This window comes from Aurantimonas sp. A3-2-R12 (genome assembly GCF_036016755.1).
GTDB lineage: Bacteria > Pseudomonadota > Alphaproteobacteria > Rhizobiales > Rhizobiaceae > Aurantimonas > Aurantimonas coralicida_A.
Window position 1 is genome coordinate 46,506 of sequence record NZ_JAYXIH010000017.1, and the last position, 15,409, is coordinate 61,914.

General features: G+C 63.5%; 15 protein-coding genes. 10 read left to right on the top strand and 5 right to left on the bottom strand.

Annotated features, from left to right (window positions below; all coding sequences use genetic code 11):
• Positions 1-114: 114 nt before the first annotated feature.
• The 8 genes from cpaB (at position 115) to VSX60_RS10800 (ending at position 8,188) form a co-directional block, all read left to right on the top strand.
• Positions 115-921: a Flp pilus assembly protein CpaB gene (gene cpaB / locus VSX60_RS10765; protein WP_327624170.1), complete on the top strand. Its 807-nt coding sequence runs from the start codon at positions 115-117 to the stop codon at positions 919-921.
• A gap of 17 nt (positions 922-938) precedes the next feature.
• The gene (locus tag VSX60_RS10770; RefSeq protein WP_327624171.1) at positions 939-2,219 is read left to right on the top strand and encodes an AAA family ATPase; all 1,281 of its coding nucleotides are present in this window, start codon (positions 939-941) and stop codon (positions 2,217-2,219) included.
• Between the two features lie 90 nt (positions 2,220-2,309).
• On the top strand, positions 2,310-2,744 hold the full coding sequence (locus VSX60_RS10775) for a TadE/TadG family type IV pilus assembly protein (protein WP_327624172.1): 435 nt from the start codon (positions 2,310-2,312) through the stop codon (positions 2,742-2,744).
• Positions 2,741-3,133, top strand: coding sequence for a TadE/TadG family type IV pilus assembly protein (locus tag VSX60_RS10780; protein ID WP_327624173.1), 393 nt, complete (start codon positions 2,741-2,743; stop codon positions 3,131-3,133). Before VSX60_RS10775 ends, VSX60_RS10780 begins: the two co-directional genes overlap by 4 nt.
• Positions 3,134-3,388: 255 nt before the next feature.
• Positions 3,389-4,810, top strand: coding sequence for a CpaF family protein (locus tag VSX60_RS10785; RefSeq protein ID WP_327624174.1), 1,422 nt, complete (start codon positions 3,389-3,391; stop codon positions 4,808-4,810).
• A 2-nt stretch (positions 4,811-4,812) separates the two neighbouring features.
• On the top strand, positions 4,813-5,820 hold the full coding sequence (locus tag VSX60_RS10790; RefSeq protein ID WP_327624175.1) for a type II secretion system F family protein: 1,008 nt from the start codon (positions 4,813-4,815) through the stop codon (positions 5,818-5,820).
• A gap of 8 nt (positions 5,821-5,828) precedes the next feature.
• Entirely contained in the window at positions 5,829-6,800 is a 972-nt protein-coding gene (locus VSX60_RS10795) for a type II secretion system F family protein (RefSeq protein ID WP_442873083.1), read from the top strand.
• A gap of 2 nt (positions 6,801-6,802) precedes the next feature.
• Positions 6,803-8,188 carry a pilus assembly protein TadG-related protein gene (locus tag VSX60_RS10800; RefSeq protein ID WP_327624177.1) on the top strand — a complete coding sequence of 462 codons (1,386 nt, stop codon included), beginning with the start codon at positions 6,803-6,805 and terminating at the stop codon, positions 8,186-8,188.
• 30 nt (positions 8,189-8,218) lie between these two features.
• Here VSX60_RS10800 and bhcD read toward each other — a convergent pair whose 3' ends face one another.
• Genes bhcD through bhcA form a run of 4 tightly spaced genes read right to left on the bottom strand, consistent with a single transcriptional unit; the run spans position 8,219 to position 12,550 of the window.
• On the bottom strand, positions 8,219-9,184 hold the full coding sequence (gene bhcD, locus VSX60_RS10805) for an iminosuccinate reductase BhcD (RefSeq protein WP_327624178.1): 966 nt from the start codon (positions 9,182-9,184) through the stop codon (positions 8,219-8,221).
• 9 nt (positions 9,185-9,193) lie between these two features.
• Positions 9,194-10,357 (bottom strand): 3-hydroxy-D-aspartate aldolase BhcC, encoded by a 1,164-nt coding sequence (gene bhcC / locus VSX60_RS10810; RefSeq protein ID WP_327624179.1) that lies wholly within the window; start codon positions 10,355-10,357, stop codon positions 9,194-9,196.
• A 12-nt stretch (positions 10,358-10,369) separates the two neighbouring features.
• The gene (gene bhcB, locus VSX60_RS10815; protein WP_327624180.1) at positions 10,370-11,344 is read right to left on the bottom strand and encodes a beta-hydroxyaspartate dehydratase BhcB; all 975 of its coding nucleotides are present in this window, start codon (positions 11,342-11,344) and stop codon (positions 10,370-10,372) included.
• A gap of 15 nt (positions 11,345-11,359) precedes the next feature.
• Entirely contained in the window at positions 11,360-12,550 is a 1,191-nt protein-coding gene (gene bhcA, locus VSX60_RS10820; RefSeq protein ID WP_327624181.1) for an L-aspartate--glyoxylate aminotransferase BhcA, read from the bottom strand.
• A gap of 218 nt (positions 12,551-12,768) precedes the next feature.
• On the opposite strand from bhcA, the gene VSX60_RS10825 reads away from it, so the two are divergent.
• Both VSX60_RS10825 and VSX60_RS10830 read left to right on the top strand, forming a co-directional pair.
• Positions 12,769-12,999 carry a helix-turn-helix domain-containing protein gene (locus VSX60_RS10825; RefSeq protein ID WP_327624182.1) on the top strand — a complete coding sequence of 77 codons (231 nt, stop codon included), beginning with the start codon at positions 12,769-12,771 and terminating at the stop codon, positions 12,997-12,999.
• Between the two features lie 23 nt (positions 13,000-13,022).
• Positions 13,023-13,697: an IclR family transcriptional regulator gene (locus VSX60_RS10830; protein WP_327624183.1), complete on the top strand. Its 675-nt coding sequence runs from the start codon at positions 13,023-13,025 to the stop codon at positions 13,695-13,697.
• Positions 13,698-13,888: 191 nt separating this feature from the next.
• Here the strand turns inward: VSX60_RS10830 and VSX60_RS10835 are convergent, their stop codons facing one another.
• Complete coding sequence (locus tag VSX60_RS10835; protein ID WP_327624185.1) at positions 13,889-15,361, bottom strand: NCS1 family nucleobase:cation symporter-1; 1,473 nt, start codon at positions 15,359-15,361, stop codon at positions 13,889-13,891.
• Between the last annotated feature and the right edge of the window lie 48 nt (positions 15,362-15,409).

The following is a 15,409-nucleotide window of genomic DNA, read 5'->3' on the forward strand; positions in this document are numbered from 1 at the left end:
TTCTTAACGGGTGGTCAAGCTCGCGGCCCTAAGCTCCCTCGGATTATGAGGAAGCAGGCGGGTTCGATAACAACCTTCCCGCACGGTAGGACAATGATTCGAGCTCTCATCTTCGTGGCCGCGCTCGGTTCGGGCGGGCTCGCTGCCTGGATCACATTCGCCCAGGACGACACTCCTGTTCGGGTCGAGCAGGCGCCTGAGATCGCGCGCATCGCGATGAGCGAAGTGCTCGTGGCATCCGCCGAGATCGGCCAGGGACGATTGCTGGAAGAGACCAGCATGCGCTGGCAGTCATGGCCGGAAGGTGCCGTGTCCGCCGGTTTCATCACCCGTGCTTCCCAACCCGACGCAATCGAGACGCTCGCCGGCTCGCTCGTCAAGAGTCAGTTCCAGGAAAGCGAACCGATCCGCAGCGACAAGTTGGCTCCCGCCGGCACCGGCTATATGTCCGCCCTGCTGCCGGCTGGCAAACGCGCGGTCGCGGTCCGGGTCTCGGCGGAAAACACGGCCGGCGGGTTCGTACTGCCCAATGACCGGGTCGATGTTGTCCACACCTACACGCGACCGAGCGTCGGTACCGAGCCGCCGCAGAGCGTCAGCCGCGCGATCTTGAGGAATGTCCGCGTGCTGGCTGTCGACCAAAGCCGCAACGCCGACCCGGCCAACCCGCAACAGGTCGTGGTCGGGCGGACGGCAACCCTAGAACTGGACATCCAGCAGGTGGAACAGATCACCGCCGCCGAGGCCTCCGGGACTCTGTCCCTGGCCTTGCGGTCGGCAGCGGATCTCAACGAGCCGAAGCTCGCGGTCAAGCGCCGAGAGCCGACAGTCGGCGTCTATCGTGACGGCAAGATGGAGGTCGTGAAGGTCGCGCCACATACCGCGGGATCGCTGTGGCGAGCTCGCCAGTCGTCGCCTTGACGGACGACGAGGCGCCCATGATGCCTGCTTCCTCCGCTACCGGGGACAAGGCACCGCCGAAACAGACGGCGACGAACGCGTCCGCCACCGGCAGCCTGATCATTCCGCAAATCGCCATCGCGGTCTTCACCGAGACCGAGGAGCTTGCCCGGACCGCCGAGGCGGCCGCGTCGGACCGACGCCTGCAACGGACGCGATTGACGGTCCATGGCGGCGGATTGCCGGCTGCGATCGAGCTTTACGGCAAGGGTCCGACCCCCAATCTCATCATCGTTGAAACGACGGCCGAGAATGCCGCGCTGTTCGCAGGGCTGAACGCGCTGGCCGATGTCTGCCTGACCAGCACCAAAGTCATCGTGATCGGACACCGCAACGACATCACGCTCTACCGGGAACTGATCGAGCAGGGCATCCACGAATATGTCGTCGCCCCGCTGGACGTAATGTCGCTGATCGCCACGATCGGCCGCCTCTACAAAAGCGCTGGCGCGCAGAAGCTTGGAAAGGTCTGCGCCTTCTTTGGCGCGCGTGGGGGCGTCGGTTCATCGACCGTGGCGCACAATACTGCCTGGTCGCTGGCCTCGTCCTTCGATTCCGACGTTCTTCTGATCGATATGGATCTACCCTTCGGCACCGCCGGCCTGGACTTCAACATCGAGGCGGCACAGGGGGTCATGGACGCGATCAGCGACGCCGACCGGCTTGACGACGTGCTGCTGGAGCGGATCATGACGCAGCGTGGCGAACGGCTCAGCATCCTGACGCCGCCGCTCGCGCTGACGAACGCCTACGATCTGCGGGAGACGGATTTCAACGGCCTCATCGACATCGCGCGATCGAGCGCCAGGCTGACGATCCTCGACCTTCCCCATATGTGGACCGCCTGGGTCAAACGGCTTCTGACCGACGCGGACGACGTCGTCATCACCGCTGCGCCGGACCTCGCCAATATGCGCAACGTCAAGGGCGTCATCGAATTCCTGCGGTCCACCCGGCCGCATGACAGCCCTCCCAAGCTGGTCCTGAACCAGATCGGCATCCCGAAACGCCCGGAGATCAAGGCTCCGGCCTTTGCCACTGCCGTCGCGCTCGAGCCCAGCCTCAGCATCCCCTTCGACCCGGCGCTTTTCGGCAACGCAGCCAATGACGGTCGCATGATCGGGGAAACATCGGCCCGTTCGCCCGTGGCCCGCTCGTTTGACGAACTCGCACACTCCCTGATCAGCGGCAAGGCGGTGTCGCGGCCCGCGAGGAAAGGCATCAATGCTCTTGCCGCGCGCTTGGTCGGGAGGCGTTGAACCGCGATGCGCGCTCTGCCGCCCTTTTCCCGGGACCGACGACGCAGCCGCCCTCGTCTCCGGCGATCGGCGGATCGCTTCCAGGCGCTGATGGCCGGCAGGGACGGCGTCTCGGCGGTCGAATTCGCTCTCTTCGCACCGATCCTGTTCTTCGCTCTCATCGCGACGGCGGATCTCGGCCTGGCGTTGAACGAACGAATGGCGATCGACCACGTCCTGCGCGCGGGCGCCCAGACCGCTATGGCCGATCCGGGTGAGCAGCGTGTCATCGACGTCATGACGGCCACCGCCACGCCGAATTTTCCGCCCCCGACAGACCCCGCGGTCGCCCCCGATCTGGTGATGTCGGTGTCGCGCTATTACGCCTGCCCGGAAGCGCCCGACGTCGCGGTGCCCGCCTCGACCAGTTGCGCCGGATCAGCGCCGACCTACAGCTTCTATCAAATTGGCGGGACAAAGACTTACAGCGGCTGGATCATTCCTGATCTCAACTTCCGGCCGCAGATTCAGGTGCAGGTACGATGAGCCTGCGGAACCGCTTTCGAAACGACGATGTGGGTGCGACGGCCGTCGAATTCGCCATCATATGCTTTCCGTTATTGCTTGTTTCGCTCGGCGTCGTCGAATTCGGGCGGGCCCTGAATGTCCGCAACGACCTCGCCTTCGCGGCGGATTTCGCGGTTCGCTCCGTTCTTAACGACGCGACGGTTCCAAATCCGGATCTGGATTCGACAATCCGCACATCCTTCACCGGCAACCGCCCCGACCTTCTTCAAATTGATTTTGGCACGGCTGCGGAAGCGGGCGTGTCGTTTCGCACGGTCGCGATCACCTATCCCTTTGAGTTCGTGGTTCCGGGGGTGTCGGCAAACGGCATGACGCTGAGCGTGTCCCGTCGCATTCCGCTGAACTGACCGCAGCCCCTTGCGCCGCTGGGTGCATTCCGCCCCGATTTATTCGCTATTGATTACAATTGCGTCGATCGATTTTACGGCGCTGCAATCGTGGTTCGATAGCATCCCCCCAGTCAGGCGATGACCGCTTCGAGATCCTGAGACGGCCGGTTCGCCGCAAGTGCGGCGCAACCGACACACGGCTTCAGGCGTCACAATGGACGTGACCCCATCCTCGGACGTCAGGCCGCCATAGCGTATCGCTGCGGAGGAACCATGTTCGGCAGGAAGACGGAAGAGGAGAGCACTCCAGCCGCGTCCAACGACGACGCTGTGGCTTGCGTCATCCCCACCAGCGAAACCGCCATCACGCCGCCGCGGGTCGTGCGCCCGGAAAAGCAGCCGCGCGGCGAAAAGCACTTTTCCCTGAAGCGAGAGATCTTCGACGCGTTGGTGGACGCGATCGACGTGTCCGTCCTGTCGACCATGAAGACCGACGAAGCGCGCGAGGAGATCGTCCAGGTCGTCAATGACATCATCACGGCGAAGAAGGTTCAGATCAGCATCGCCGAGCAGGAGGCGCTGGTCGGCGAAATCTGCGACGACGTGCTCGGCTACGGGCCGCTGGAGCCGCTGCTCGCCCGCGACGACATCGCCGACATCATGGTCAATGGTCGCAACCGCATTTTCATCGAGGTGAACGGCAAGGTGCAGGAGACGGACGTCCGTTTTCAGGACAACCAGCAACTGCTCAATGTCTGCCAACGGATCGTCAGTCAGGTTGGCCGGCGCGTCGATGAGTCGAGCCCGATCTGCGATGCCCGGTTGGCCGACGGCTCCCGCGTCAACGTCATCGCACCACCGCTGGCGATCGACGGACCGACGCTGACGATCCGCAAGTTCAAGAAGGACAAGCTGACGCTCGACGATCTGGTCCGGTTTGGCGCGATCTCCCCGGAAGGCGCCACCATCCTCCAGATCATCGGCCGGGTGCGCTGCAACGTCGTCATCTCCGGCGGTACCGGCTCGGGCAAGACGACGCTGCTCAACTGCCTGACCCGCTATATCGACGAAGACGAGCGCATCATCACCTGCGAGGATTCGGCCGAGCTGCAGTTGCAGCAGCCGCATGTCGTCCGGCTGGAAACCCGCCCGCCCAACATCGAGGGCGAGGGTGAGATCACCATGCGCGCCCTGGTCAAGAACTGCCTGCGCATGCGCCCCGAGCGGATCATCGTCGGCGAGGTGCGCGGACCCGAGGTGTTCGATCTCCTGCAGGCGATGAACACCGGCCATGACGGCTCGATGGGCACGATCCACTCCAACTCGCCGCGCGAATGCTTGAAGCGCATGGAATCGATGATCGCCATGGGCGGTTTCTCGCTACCGGCGACCACGGTCCGAGAGATCATCGTCGGCTCCGTCGACGTCATCATCCAGGCCGCGCGGCTGCGCGACGGCTCGCGCCGGATCACCCACATCACCGAAGTGCTCGGCATGGAGGGCGACGTGATCACCACCCAGGATCTGTTCGTCTACGACATGGTCGGCGAGGACGCCGACGGCAAGGTGCTCGGCCGTCACCGTTCGACCGGGGTTGGACGGCCGGGATTCTGGGATCGCGCCCGCTACTACAACGAGGATAAGCGCCTCGCGGCCGCCCTCGACGCCGCCGAGCAGAGCGCCGTGGCCGCCTGACCATGTTGTATGACGGCCTTTCCCCGACCAATTTGATCTACGCTCTCGCGGCGCTCTGCAGTGGTGGCCTACTGCTTTCCTTCGTCTATCCCGGCGGCGCCAAGCGACGCGCCTACGACAGCCGCTTCACCGCGATCGCCACCAGCGGTCCCGCGGTGGCCGGGCCCAACCGCAACTCCGAGAACGCCCGCCGCAAACGATCCGTCGAGGAGACCCTGCGCGAGATCGAGGAAAAGCAGAAGAGCCAGGCGAAGCGAAACAAATCGAAGCCCAAGCTGATCGTGCGCTTGCGGCAAGCCGAGCTCAGCTGGTCGAAACGAACCTATTATGTGGTTTGCGCCGCCGCCGCCGCCGTGACCTTCCTCGTCGTTGTGGCGGTGGGAGGCGAACCGCTTGCGGCCGGCGGGTTCGCGATCGCCGGGGGCCTGTTTCTGCCGCACCTCTTCGTCAATTTTCGACGCAACCGCCGCTTCAAGCGTTTCACGGCGGAATTCACGTCGGCCGTCGACGTCATCGTGCGCGGCATCAAATCCGGCCTGCCGCTGAGCGATTGCATGAAGATCATCGCGACGGAAGCGCAGGACCCGGTGCGCAGCGAATTCAAGACGGTCGTCGAGGATCAGACCCTGGGCGTCCCCATGGACGAGGCCGTGCAGCGCCTTGCCGAACGGGTGCCGCTCTCGGAGGCCAACTTCTTCGCCATCGTGATCGGCATCCAGGCCCGCAGCGGCGGAAGTCTGGCGGAAGCCCTCGGCAATCTTTCCAAGGTGCTGCGCGAGCGCAAGAAGATGCAGGCGAAGATCAAGGCGATGAGTTCCGAAGCCAAGGCCTCGGGGGGAATTATCGGTTCCCTGCCGGTCATCGTCGCCGGCCTCGTCTACGTCACCACCCCCGACTACATCTCGCTGCTGTTCACGGAGACCCTCGGCAATATCGTCCTGGCCGGCAGCGCCGTGTGGATGATGTTCGGCATCCTGGTGATGCGCAAAATGATCAATTTCGATTTCTGAGGATGATGATGGACTTCTCATTCATCCCGACCGACCCGAAACCAGTCATCGCCCTTCTGTCGGCGTTCTCGAGCTTTTCCGCCATCCTGTTGGTAAGCTGGCCGTATCTCGCCCGCGATACCCTCGGCGAGCGGATGCGGCAGGTGGGCGAGGAAAGAGAGCGCATTCGCCTGCGCGAACGTTCCCATCTTTCCGATCGCAAGGATCCGCTGCTGCTGCGGGCGCCGCCCAAGAAATTTTATCAGGCCATCGTGAATCACTTCAATCTGTCCGAACAGGTCGGGGACGGCGAGATCGCCCGGATGTTGGCGCGGGCCGGCTATCGCGGCCGAGGACCGGTGGTCGGTTTCCTGGCCGCGCGCATCCTCGCTCCAGTCGCCATGTTCGTCGCCGCCCTCGGTTACATGGTGATGTTCCTCAGTGAAGCGACACCACTGCTTCCCAAGATCGCCATCGGTCTGGGGGCCGGCTATTTCGGCTATTACCTTCCGATCATTCTTTTGAAAAACCGAACGACCAAGCGGCAGACGTCGATCCGCCGGGCCTGGCCCGAGGCGCTCGACCTGATGCTGATCTGTGTGGAATCCGGCATGAGCGTCGAGGGCGCATTCCGCAAGGTGTCCGAGGAGATCGGTGTCCAATCCATCGAGCTCGCGGAGGAGATGAACCTGACGACGGCGGAGCTTTCCTATCTTCAGGATCGCCGCAAGGCGTTCGAGAATCTCAGTCTGCGTACAGGCCTCGACGGGGTAAAAGCCGTCGTGACCAGCCTTATCCAGGCCGAGCGCTACGGCACGCCCGTCGGTCAGGCCCTGCGCGTGCTGGCCCAGGAAAACCGCGACATGCGCATGAGCGAGGCGGAAAAGCGAGCCGCCGCGCTGCCACCGAAGCTGACCGTTCCGATGATCCTGTTTTTCCTTCCCGTCCTTTTCGCCATCATCATCACACCGGCGATTATTCGGGTCATGCAGGCGCAATGACCATGCCAAAAGCTCTGAGCACCCCCAAGACCAATCAGCGCCGCGCCGCGGCGACCCCGCCGGCACGCGTCGCGCGCTTGAGAACCGGCCGCGTCCGACGGCTTGCGGGCGAAGCATTGCAACGGTTTGTCGGCGATCGGATCGGCAGCACGTCGGTGATCGCGGCCATCATGTTTCCGGTCGTCATCGGCGGCATCGGTCTCGGCGTCGAGACGGGTTATTGGTACATGACCCAGCGCGAATTGCAGCACGCGGCCGATGTGGCGGTCCATGCCGCGGCCGTCCGCAAGCGTTCCGGAGACACCGCCGACGGGATGCGTACGGCCGCGCTGTATATCGCCAATCAAACCGGCTTTTCGGGTTCGTCCGGCAATTTCATCGTCAATTCGCCGGTCGCGACCGGGCCGAATGCCGGCGATCCGGATACAGTCGAGGTCCTGCTTTCACAGATCGAGCCTCGACTGTTTTCGGCCATGTTCAGCAACGAGCCCGTCGACATCGGCGCCCGGGCGGTCGCCAAAATCAACGAAACGGCAAGAGCCTGTATCCTGGCCTTGTCACCATCCGCGCCGGGAGCGGTAACCGTATCGGGCTCGACATCGCTCAGCCTGACCGGCTGCGACGTCGCTTCCAATTCCAACGCGTCGGACTCGTTCCTGATGAAGGGCGCGGCGACCTTGTCGACCGGGTGCATCTATTCGGTAGGCGCGACCGTGACCACCGCGGCTCTCGATCTGACCGATTGCGACCAGCCGCAGGAATATGCTGCGGCCGTGGCCGACCCCTATGCGTCGGTGGCCGAACCAGTCGTCCAGGGGACTTGCCAAAGCAAGAATGTCGGAAAGCCCAATGCGTCGACGACGCTGACGCCGGTCGAAAACCATCCCAGCGGCGTCGCCGCAATGCGCTTCTGCAACGGCCTCAGCATCAAGGGAGACGTCGTCTTTCAGCCGGGTCTCTACATCATAGAGGGTGGCGACTTCACGGTGAACGGCGGCGGTGTCGATCCCGCTACCGCGGGTCTCGTCGGCTTAGGCGTCACCTTCTACCTGACGAACGGCGCCGGGCTGAAGTTGGGAGGCAACACCCGGATGAACCTGTCGGCGCCGATGAGCGGACCGTTCTCGGGCATCCTGTTCTTTGGCGGACGCGACCAAACGGGCATCACCCACACCGTCGCCGGTACATCCGACTCCATCCTGCAAGGCGCCGTCTATATGCCGGCGGGGGATCTCAAATACCGCGGCAATTCCAGTACCGGTGACGGTTGCACCCAGATCGTCGGCTACACCGTCGATCTCAGCGGCAACTCGACCTTCGAATCGCATTGCGAGGAGGTTGGCGGTAGCGACATCGTCTCCAGCGCGCTCATCCGCATCATCGAATAGGCTCGCACGCAACGCCAGGGGCGCCTGACCTCAGAGCGCCACTTCGGTGGCGTCGCCGGATCGCCGCGAGAGCACGACGGCGGCGGACGCCACCGCCAAATCCTGCAGGCCGACCCCGGTGCCGTCGAACAGGGTAATCTCGTCGTCGGACGTGCGCCCCGGATGAGTGCCGTTGATCACCGCTCCGAGCGGGGTGATCGCCTCCTCCTTGACCAGTCCCGCGGCGACGGCGTGCTGGAACTCGCCGATCGTCACTGATTGGGCGATCTCGTCGGTGAACAGCGTGGCCGCTGCGACCAGCGCCGGATCGACCTCCTGCTTGCCCTTGGTGTCGGTGCCCATGCAGGCAATATGGGTGCCCGGCTTGACCCAGTCGCGCATCATCAACGGCTCATGCGCGGAGGTGATGCTGACGATGACGTCGGCCTCGGCGCCGAGCCGTTCGCGCTCCACCGCCTCGAAGGGCAGGCCGATCTCCTCGGCCACCCCGGCCAGTGCCGGCAGCATCTCGGGGTGGAAGTTCCACGCGACCACCTTCTCGAACGACCGCTGCTCGGCCGCGGCGCGCAGCTGGAACGCGGCCTGATGGCCGGCTCCCACCATGCCCAACACCTTGGCGTCGGGGCGCGCGAGATGGGCGATCGAAACCGCGCTCGCCGCCGCCGTTCGGACCGCCGTCAGATAGTTGCCGCCGACCAGCGCCTTGAGTTGACCGGTATCGGCGTCGAACAGGAAGACGGTCGACTGGTGATTGGTCAGCCCCTTGGCCGCGTTGCCCGGCCAGTAGCCGCCGGATTTCAGGCCGAGCACGAGGCCTGAGCGATCAAAGCCGGACTTGAAGCCGTAAAGCGCGTCGGCGTGGCCGATCGCCTCGCGGATGACCGGGAAATTATACGCGTCGCCCTTGGCCATCGCGGCGAACACCGCCTCGACCGCCTTGAAGGCGTCGGCGCGACCGACCAGTTTCTTGCAGCTTTCCTCGGAAACGATGAACATGCGTCGTCCTCAGTACGCCAGGCCGCGGGCGGTGACCGGCCACAGGCTTTCGACCTTGCCGTTCCGCACGCCGACATACCAGTCGTGGACATTGCAGGTCGGGTCACAATGGCCGGGCACCAGGCGCAGCTTCTCGTTCACCTTCAGGACGCCGTTCGGGTCCTCGATGACGCCGTGCTCGTCCGAGCATTTGACGTATTTGACGTCGTCGCGCCCGTAGATGAACGGCAGGCCGCTGTCGACCGACTGCGCCTTTAGCCCGGCGTCGCAGATTGCCTTGTCCGCCTTGGCGTGGCTCATCACCGAGGTGAGGAGGAAGAGGGCGTTCTCCCACTCGCCGTGGTCGATCCGCTTGCCGTCCTTGTCGAGGATGCGGCCGTAATCGGCATCCATGAAGGCGTAGGAGCCGCACTGCAATTCGTTGTAGACGCCCGAATTGCCTTCGAAATAGTAGCTGCCGGTGCCGCCACCGCCGACGATGTCGCAGGCGAGCCCCTCGACCCTCAGCGCGTCGACGGCGTCCTTCACCATGGCGACGGCGATGTCGATCTTGGCCTTTCGGTCCTCGTATTTGTCCATGTGCTGCATCGCGCCCTGATAGGCTTGGATGCCGGAAAATTTGAGGCCCGGCGCGGCGTCGATCGCCTTGGCGATCTCCACGACCGCGGGCGTCGTCGTCACGCCACAGCGCCCGGCGCCGCAGTCGATCTCGACGAGGCACTCGATCGTCGTGCCATGCTTTTGCGCCGCCGCCGACAGGTCGGCGACGTTGGCGACGTCATCGACGCAGCAGATCGTGCGCGCGCCGAGCTTCGGGATGCGCGCGAGGCGGTCGATCTTGGCCGGGTCGCGAACCTGGTTCGACACCAGCACGTCCTTGATGCCACCGCGGGCGAAGGCCTCGGCCTCGCTCACCTTCTGGCAGCAGACGCCGCAGGAGCCGCCGAGGCTCTCTTGCAGCTTCTGCACGTCAACCGACTTGTGCATCTTGCCATGCGAGCGATGCCGCACGCCCATGTCCTTGGCGAACTTGCCCATCTTCTCGACGTTGCGCTCGAGCGCGTCGAGGTCGAGGATCAGGCAAGGCGTCTGGATCTCATCTTCGCGCATGCCAACGGCCGCGGGAATGTTGTAGCCAACCTCAAAGTCGTCGATCTTGATCGGTGCGTTCATGGCTTTTCTCCCTCAGCTCTGCATCCAGGGCAGCTTTTTCAAATCGACATTGCCGCCGGTCAGGATCACCCCGACCCGTTTACCGGCGAACAGCTCGCGGTTTTTCAGGATCGTCGCCAGCGGCACGGCCGAACTCGGCTCGATTACGATCTTCATGCGTTGCCACGTCAGGTACATGGCCTCGATGATCTCTTCCTCGGTCGCCAGTAGCACGTCGGCCACGTAACTCGATACGAAATGCCAGGTCCGCGGGCGCAGGCTCACTTTCAGCCCGTCGGCCACTGTCTGCGGCGCGTCGTCCTCGATGATCTCGCCGGCATGGAACGAGCGATAAGCGTCATCGGCGTTCTTCGGTTCGGCCGCGTAGACCTTGGTCGATGGAGACATGTGGGATAGGGTGAGACACGTCCCGGAGATCATGCCACCGCCGCCGATCGGCGCCACCACGGCGTCGAGCGATCCCACTTCCTCGTGAAGCTCCAGCGAACAGGTGCCCTGCCCGGCGATCACCCGATGGTCGTTATAGGGATGCACGAAGTCCGCGCCGGTGCTGGCCACGACCTCCTCCAGCATCGCCTCGCGCGCCGCCGTCGAAGGCTCGCACTCTCGCACCTCGCCGCCGTAACCGCGCACCGCGGCCTTCTTGGCCTCGGGCGCGGTTCGCGGCATGACGGCGATCGCCTTGATGCCGCGCCGGCCGGCCGCATAGGAGAGCGACAGGGCATGATTGCCTGACGAGTGCGTGGCGACGCCTTTTTGCGCCTGGTCTTCCGACAGGCCGAACACCGCGTTCGAGGCACCGCGCGCCTTGAAGGCCCCGGCCTTCTGAAAATTCTCGCATTTGAAGAACAGTTCGGCGCCGCTGAGCTCATTGAAATAGCTGGAGGTCAGCACCGGCGTGCGATGGATATAGGGCGCGATCCGCTCCCGCGCCGCCATGACGTCGTCGAATGTCGGTATGTCCGCTTCGCGCACTTTGGTGTCCATGTCCGTTGCCCGTCCTTACGCGGCCTTGGAGAGCGCGGCGCTCTTCGTCGACCGATAGTATTCCTGCGCCGCGGCAACGCCAGAGCCGAGCGTGATCGGATAATCGAGATCCTTCATCGCCATCTCCAACGTGGCAAGCCCCGACAGCGCCATCACCTCGGTCAGCGAACCCAGATGTCCGATCCGGAACGCCTTGCCGGCCATTTGCCCGAGCCCGACACCGAACGAGACGTCATAGGCATCGTAGGCATGATTGGTCAGCGTGTCGCTGTTAAAGCCCGCGGGAACCAGCACCGCCGTGACCGTATCGGAATAAAGATGAGGTGCCTGCGCGCAGAGCCGCAGACCCCAGGCATTGACCGCACGGCGGACGCCCTCGGCAATGCGGGCATGACGGGCGAACACATTGTCCAGCCCCTCCTCCAGCAGCATGTCGAGGCTCTTGCGCAATCCCTGGATCAATTGCACCGGCGGCGTGTAGGGAAAGCCGCCCTTGGCGTTGGCGCCGGCCATGTCACGGAAGTCGAAGAAGCAGCGCGGGCACTTGGCGCTCGCGACGGCGTCCATCGCCTTTTTGCTGACGCCGACGATCGCCATGCCGGTTGGCAGCATGAAGCCCTTCTGCGAACCCGAGACGGCAAGATCGACGCCCCATTCGTCCATACGGAAATCCATCGAGGCGAGCGACGAAACGGCATCGACATAGAGCATGGCGAGATGCCCAGCACCGTCCATCGCGCGACGGACCGCGCCGACATCGCTGACCACGCCCGTCGCCGTCTCGTTATGGGTGACGAGCACGGCCTTGATCGCCTGGGCCTTGTCGGCGGCGAGACGCTGACCGATCAGGTCGGCGGGCGCGCCCTGCCCCCATTCGCATTCGATGATCTCGACGTCGAGGCCGTGGCGCTGGCACAGGTCGATCCAGCGATGCGAGAACATGCCGTGCCGGGCCGCGAGAACCTTGTCTCCGGGCGACAGCGTGTTGGTGACCGCCGCCTCCCATCCGCCCGTGCCGCTGGCCGGAAAGGTGATGATGGTGCCGCTGTTGGTTTTGAAAACCTTCTTCAGGTCGCTCAGAACCGGGGCGAGAATGCCGACGAAATCCGGCGATCGATGATCCTCGGTCTGACCCGACAGCGCGAACCGCAGGCGATCCGGGATATTGGTCGGACCAGGTATGAAAACGGGGTTTTGACCGGTCATGTCTCTCTCCCTGACAATAGGCATATCCCAAACTAACGAGGCTTGCAGAATTTGCAATTTTTCTGAAAATGATTTCCGATAGTGCATATTTGTGATATTTTCTGTATATATTTCCGATGCTTATGTTTTTTCATTCTAGAGATGGAATTTTTTGCCCAAAATATTTTTCATGCCAAGATGGGGCTGAATTCTGGCAGGTGGGCCGTGGAGGAGCGATCATGAACAAGACGGACGATCTCCCAAGACGGTCGCGCGGCCGTCCGCGAACCCAGCCGATCGGCGAGCAAGCCGCTCCGGTCCAGGCCCTGGACCGGGGGCTGACGTTGCTGCGGACATTGGCGAAGGATAGCGGCCTGACGCTGACCGATATCGCGCTGCGGCTCGGCATGCCGCCCTCCTCCGCGCATCGGATTCTGGCGACCTTGCAGAAACATGGCTTCGNACGCTGACCGATATCGCGCTGCGGCTCGGCATGCCGCCCTCCTCCGCGCATCGGATTCTGGCGACCTTGCAGAAACATGGCTTCGCCGAATTTAATGGCTCCGCCCAGGAGTGGTCGGTCGGCATCGAAGTCTTTCGGGTCGGCAATGCCTATCTGGTGGGCACCAATCTGCTCGAGGCGGCGCGAGAGTTCATGCGGCGCCTGATGGACGAGACCGGGGAAACCGCCAACCTCGCCATCGCCGACAACGGCGAGGTTGTGTTCCTCAGCCAGGTCGAGTCGCACAATCCGATCCGGGCCTTCTTCCGACCGGGCACCCGCGGTCATCTGCACGCGTCCGGCATCGGCAAGGCGCTGCTGGCCAATATGGGGCGCGACGAGATCGAGACGATCCTGCAAAAACGGGGCCTGCCCGAATTCACCCCGAAGACCCTGACATCACCCAAGGCGCTCTATGCCAATCTGGAAACGACGCGGATGCGCGGCTGGTCGTTCGATGACGAGGAGCGCTATCTCGGGATGCGCTGTATCGCCGCGCCGATCTTCAACGGCTTCGGCGAGGCCATCGCCGGCATCTCCGTGTCCGGACCAACAGTCAGGTTTCCCGATGGCAAGATCGCCGAAATCGGTCCCGTGGTTAAACGCGCGGCGGACGAGGTGACTGCCAAGATCGGCGGCAGGGCGCCGGCTTTAGAGAGCGATTGATGCGCGGCGGGGAAACACACGGGCCTTCGTTTCACTGCGGCATGAGGCCGTTCGAATTTGCTGGCCCACTCTTCCGGCTTTGACGGCAAGTTGGCGACCGCACGACCTGACTTGCGTCGGCGGAAAATCAGGCAGGCTTTGCGGCGCTCTCTTCCCCGGCCCTGAACACGTCCGGACCGGGGAGAAACGGATCAGCGAAAATCCGAGACGTCGCTGAGGCTGGTTTCGATCTCGTCGACCTTTCGCATCATCACGAGATGCAGGCCGCCACCGAGCAAAGCGCCGATGAGCCAGCCGAAGCCGGACAGCGCGGCGAGCGCCGGCGTCCAGACCGTCGCCACCGAAAACACTGCGGCGATGGCGAAGGCGATGATCGCTTTCCTGTTCCAACCGGAATCGTAATAGTAATTCCCACTCGGATCACTGGAGAACAGGTCCTGCAGATTGATGCGCTGCTTGCGGATCAAATAGTAGTCGGCGACCAGGATGCCGTAGAGCGGAGCAAGGAACGCGCCGAGCGTATCGACAAAGGCGGCGATCCCGATATTGCTGATCACGGACACCCACAACGCGCCGATGAAGAAGGCGATGACCGCCGTGATGATGCCGCCCGTCTTGGCGCTGATCTTCGACGGCGCGAGATTGGCGATATCATAGGCGGGCGGGATGAAGTTCGCCACCAGGTTGATACCGACGGTGGCGGCGAAGAAGGTGATCGCCGCGATGATCGTCAGCCAGATGTTGTCGACCCGCTCGACGATGTCGGCGGGGTTGGTCAGCCGCTCACCGAACAGCACAACAGTGCCGGCGGTGATGAACAAAGCGATGAACGAGAAGAACGCCATCGACACCGGCAGGCCCCAGAAATTGCCGGCGCGCATCTGGCCCTCGGTCTTCACGAAGCGCGAAAAGTCGCCGAAATTGATCACCACGGCGGCGAAATAGGCGATCATGGTGCCGACGATCGCGATGAAGGCGCCGACCGTCGAGCGCTCGGTCTCACCCGGCGCCTGGAAGATGTTGCCGACCTCGGTGAGCAGCGCTCCGCCCGCCTGCCACCAGATCACCGCAAGCAGAACGATCATCACGATGTAGACGAAGGGGCCGGCCCAGTTGAGAAAACGGCCGACCCAGTCGATACCCATCATGAACAGCCCGACCTGGAACACGCAAACGATCAGATAGGAGATCCATCCCACCGTCGTCATGCCGAGAAGGGTCGCGCCGTCACCGCCGCCGAAAAGCGAGGTGAGGAGCAGCGCCACGGCGGTGGAGGCGAAGTATGTCTGCACCCCGTACCAGAAGATCGCGACGATGCCGCGAACCAGAGCCGGGAACTTGGCGCCCTGGACGCCCATGGCGACCCGCGCCATGACCGGATAGGGCACGCCGTACTTCACGCTCGCGCGGCCAGTCAGGTTGACCAGCGCCATCACGATAAAGCCCGCCACGACGATGGCGGCGAAAGTCAGCCAGCCATTCAGCCCGTAGGTGAAGAAAAGCGAGGCGGCCAGCGTGTAGCCGAACAGGCTCTGGATGTCGTTGTTCCAGACGTTGAAGATCTCGAAGGCACCCCATTTGCGCTCTTCCGGCGCAAGCGGTGCCAAATCCTCATTGTAGAGCGCGCCATCCTGTGACGCGATGCGAAACTGGTTGTCGGTCATCTCAAATCTCCTCCCGACCCGCCTGGCGACGCGCGTTTTGTCCGCGCT

Excerpts from the sequence above, each read along its gene's own strand:
- VSX60_RS10800 (WP_327624177.1), top strand. The coding sequence starts at position 6,803 with ATGCCAAAAGCTCTGAGCACCCCCAAGACCAATCAGCGCCGCGCCGCG.
- bhcC (WP_327624179.1), bottom strand. The coding sequence starts at position 10,357 with ATGAACGCACCGATCAAGATCGACGACTTTGAGGTTGGCTACAACATT.
- VSX60_RS10785 (WP_327624174.1), top strand. The coding sequence starts at position 3,389 with ATGTTCGGCAGGAAGACGGAAGAGGAGAGCACTCCAGCCGCGTCCAAC.
- VSX60_RS10790 (WP_327624175.1), top strand. The coding sequence starts at position 4,813 with ATGTTGTATGACGGCCTTTCCCCGACCAATTTGATCTACGCTCTCGCG.
- bhcA (WP_327624181.1), bottom strand. The coding sequence starts at position 12,550 with ATGACCGGTCAAAACCCCGTTTTCATACCTGGTCCGACCAATATCCCG.
- VSX60_RS10775 (WP_327624172.1), top strand. The coding sequence starts at position 2,310 with ATGGCCGGCAGGGACGGCGTCTCGGCGGTCGAATTCGCTCTCTTCGCA.
- VSX60_RS10795 (WP_442873083.1), top strand. The coding sequence starts at position 5,829 with ATGGACTTCTCATTCATCCCGACCGACCCGAAACCAGTCATCGCCCTT.
- VSX60_RS10780 (WP_327624173.1), top strand. The coding sequence starts at position 2,741 with ATGAGCCTGCGGAACCGCTTTCGAAACGACGATGTGGGTGCGACGGCC.
- VSX60_RS10830 (WP_327624183.1), top strand. The coding sequence starts at position 13,023 with ATGCCGCCCTCCTCCGCGCATCGGATTCTGGCGACCTTGCAGAAACAT.
- VSX60_RS10835 (WP_327624185.1), bottom strand. The coding sequence starts at position 15,361 with ATGACCGACAACCAGTTTCGCATCGCGTCACAGGATGGCGCGCTCTAC.
- bhcD (WP_327624178.1), bottom strand. The coding sequence starts at position 9,184 with ATGTTCATCGTTTCCGAGGAAAGCTGCAAGAAACTGGTCGGTCGCGCC.
- bhcB (WP_327624180.1), bottom strand. The coding sequence starts at position 11,344 with ATGGACACCAAAGTGCGCGAAGCGGACATACCGACATTCGACGACGTC.
- VSX60_RS10770 (WP_327624171.1), top strand. The coding sequence starts at position 939 with ATGATGCCTGCTTCCTCCGCTACCGGGGACAAGGCACCGCCGAAACAG.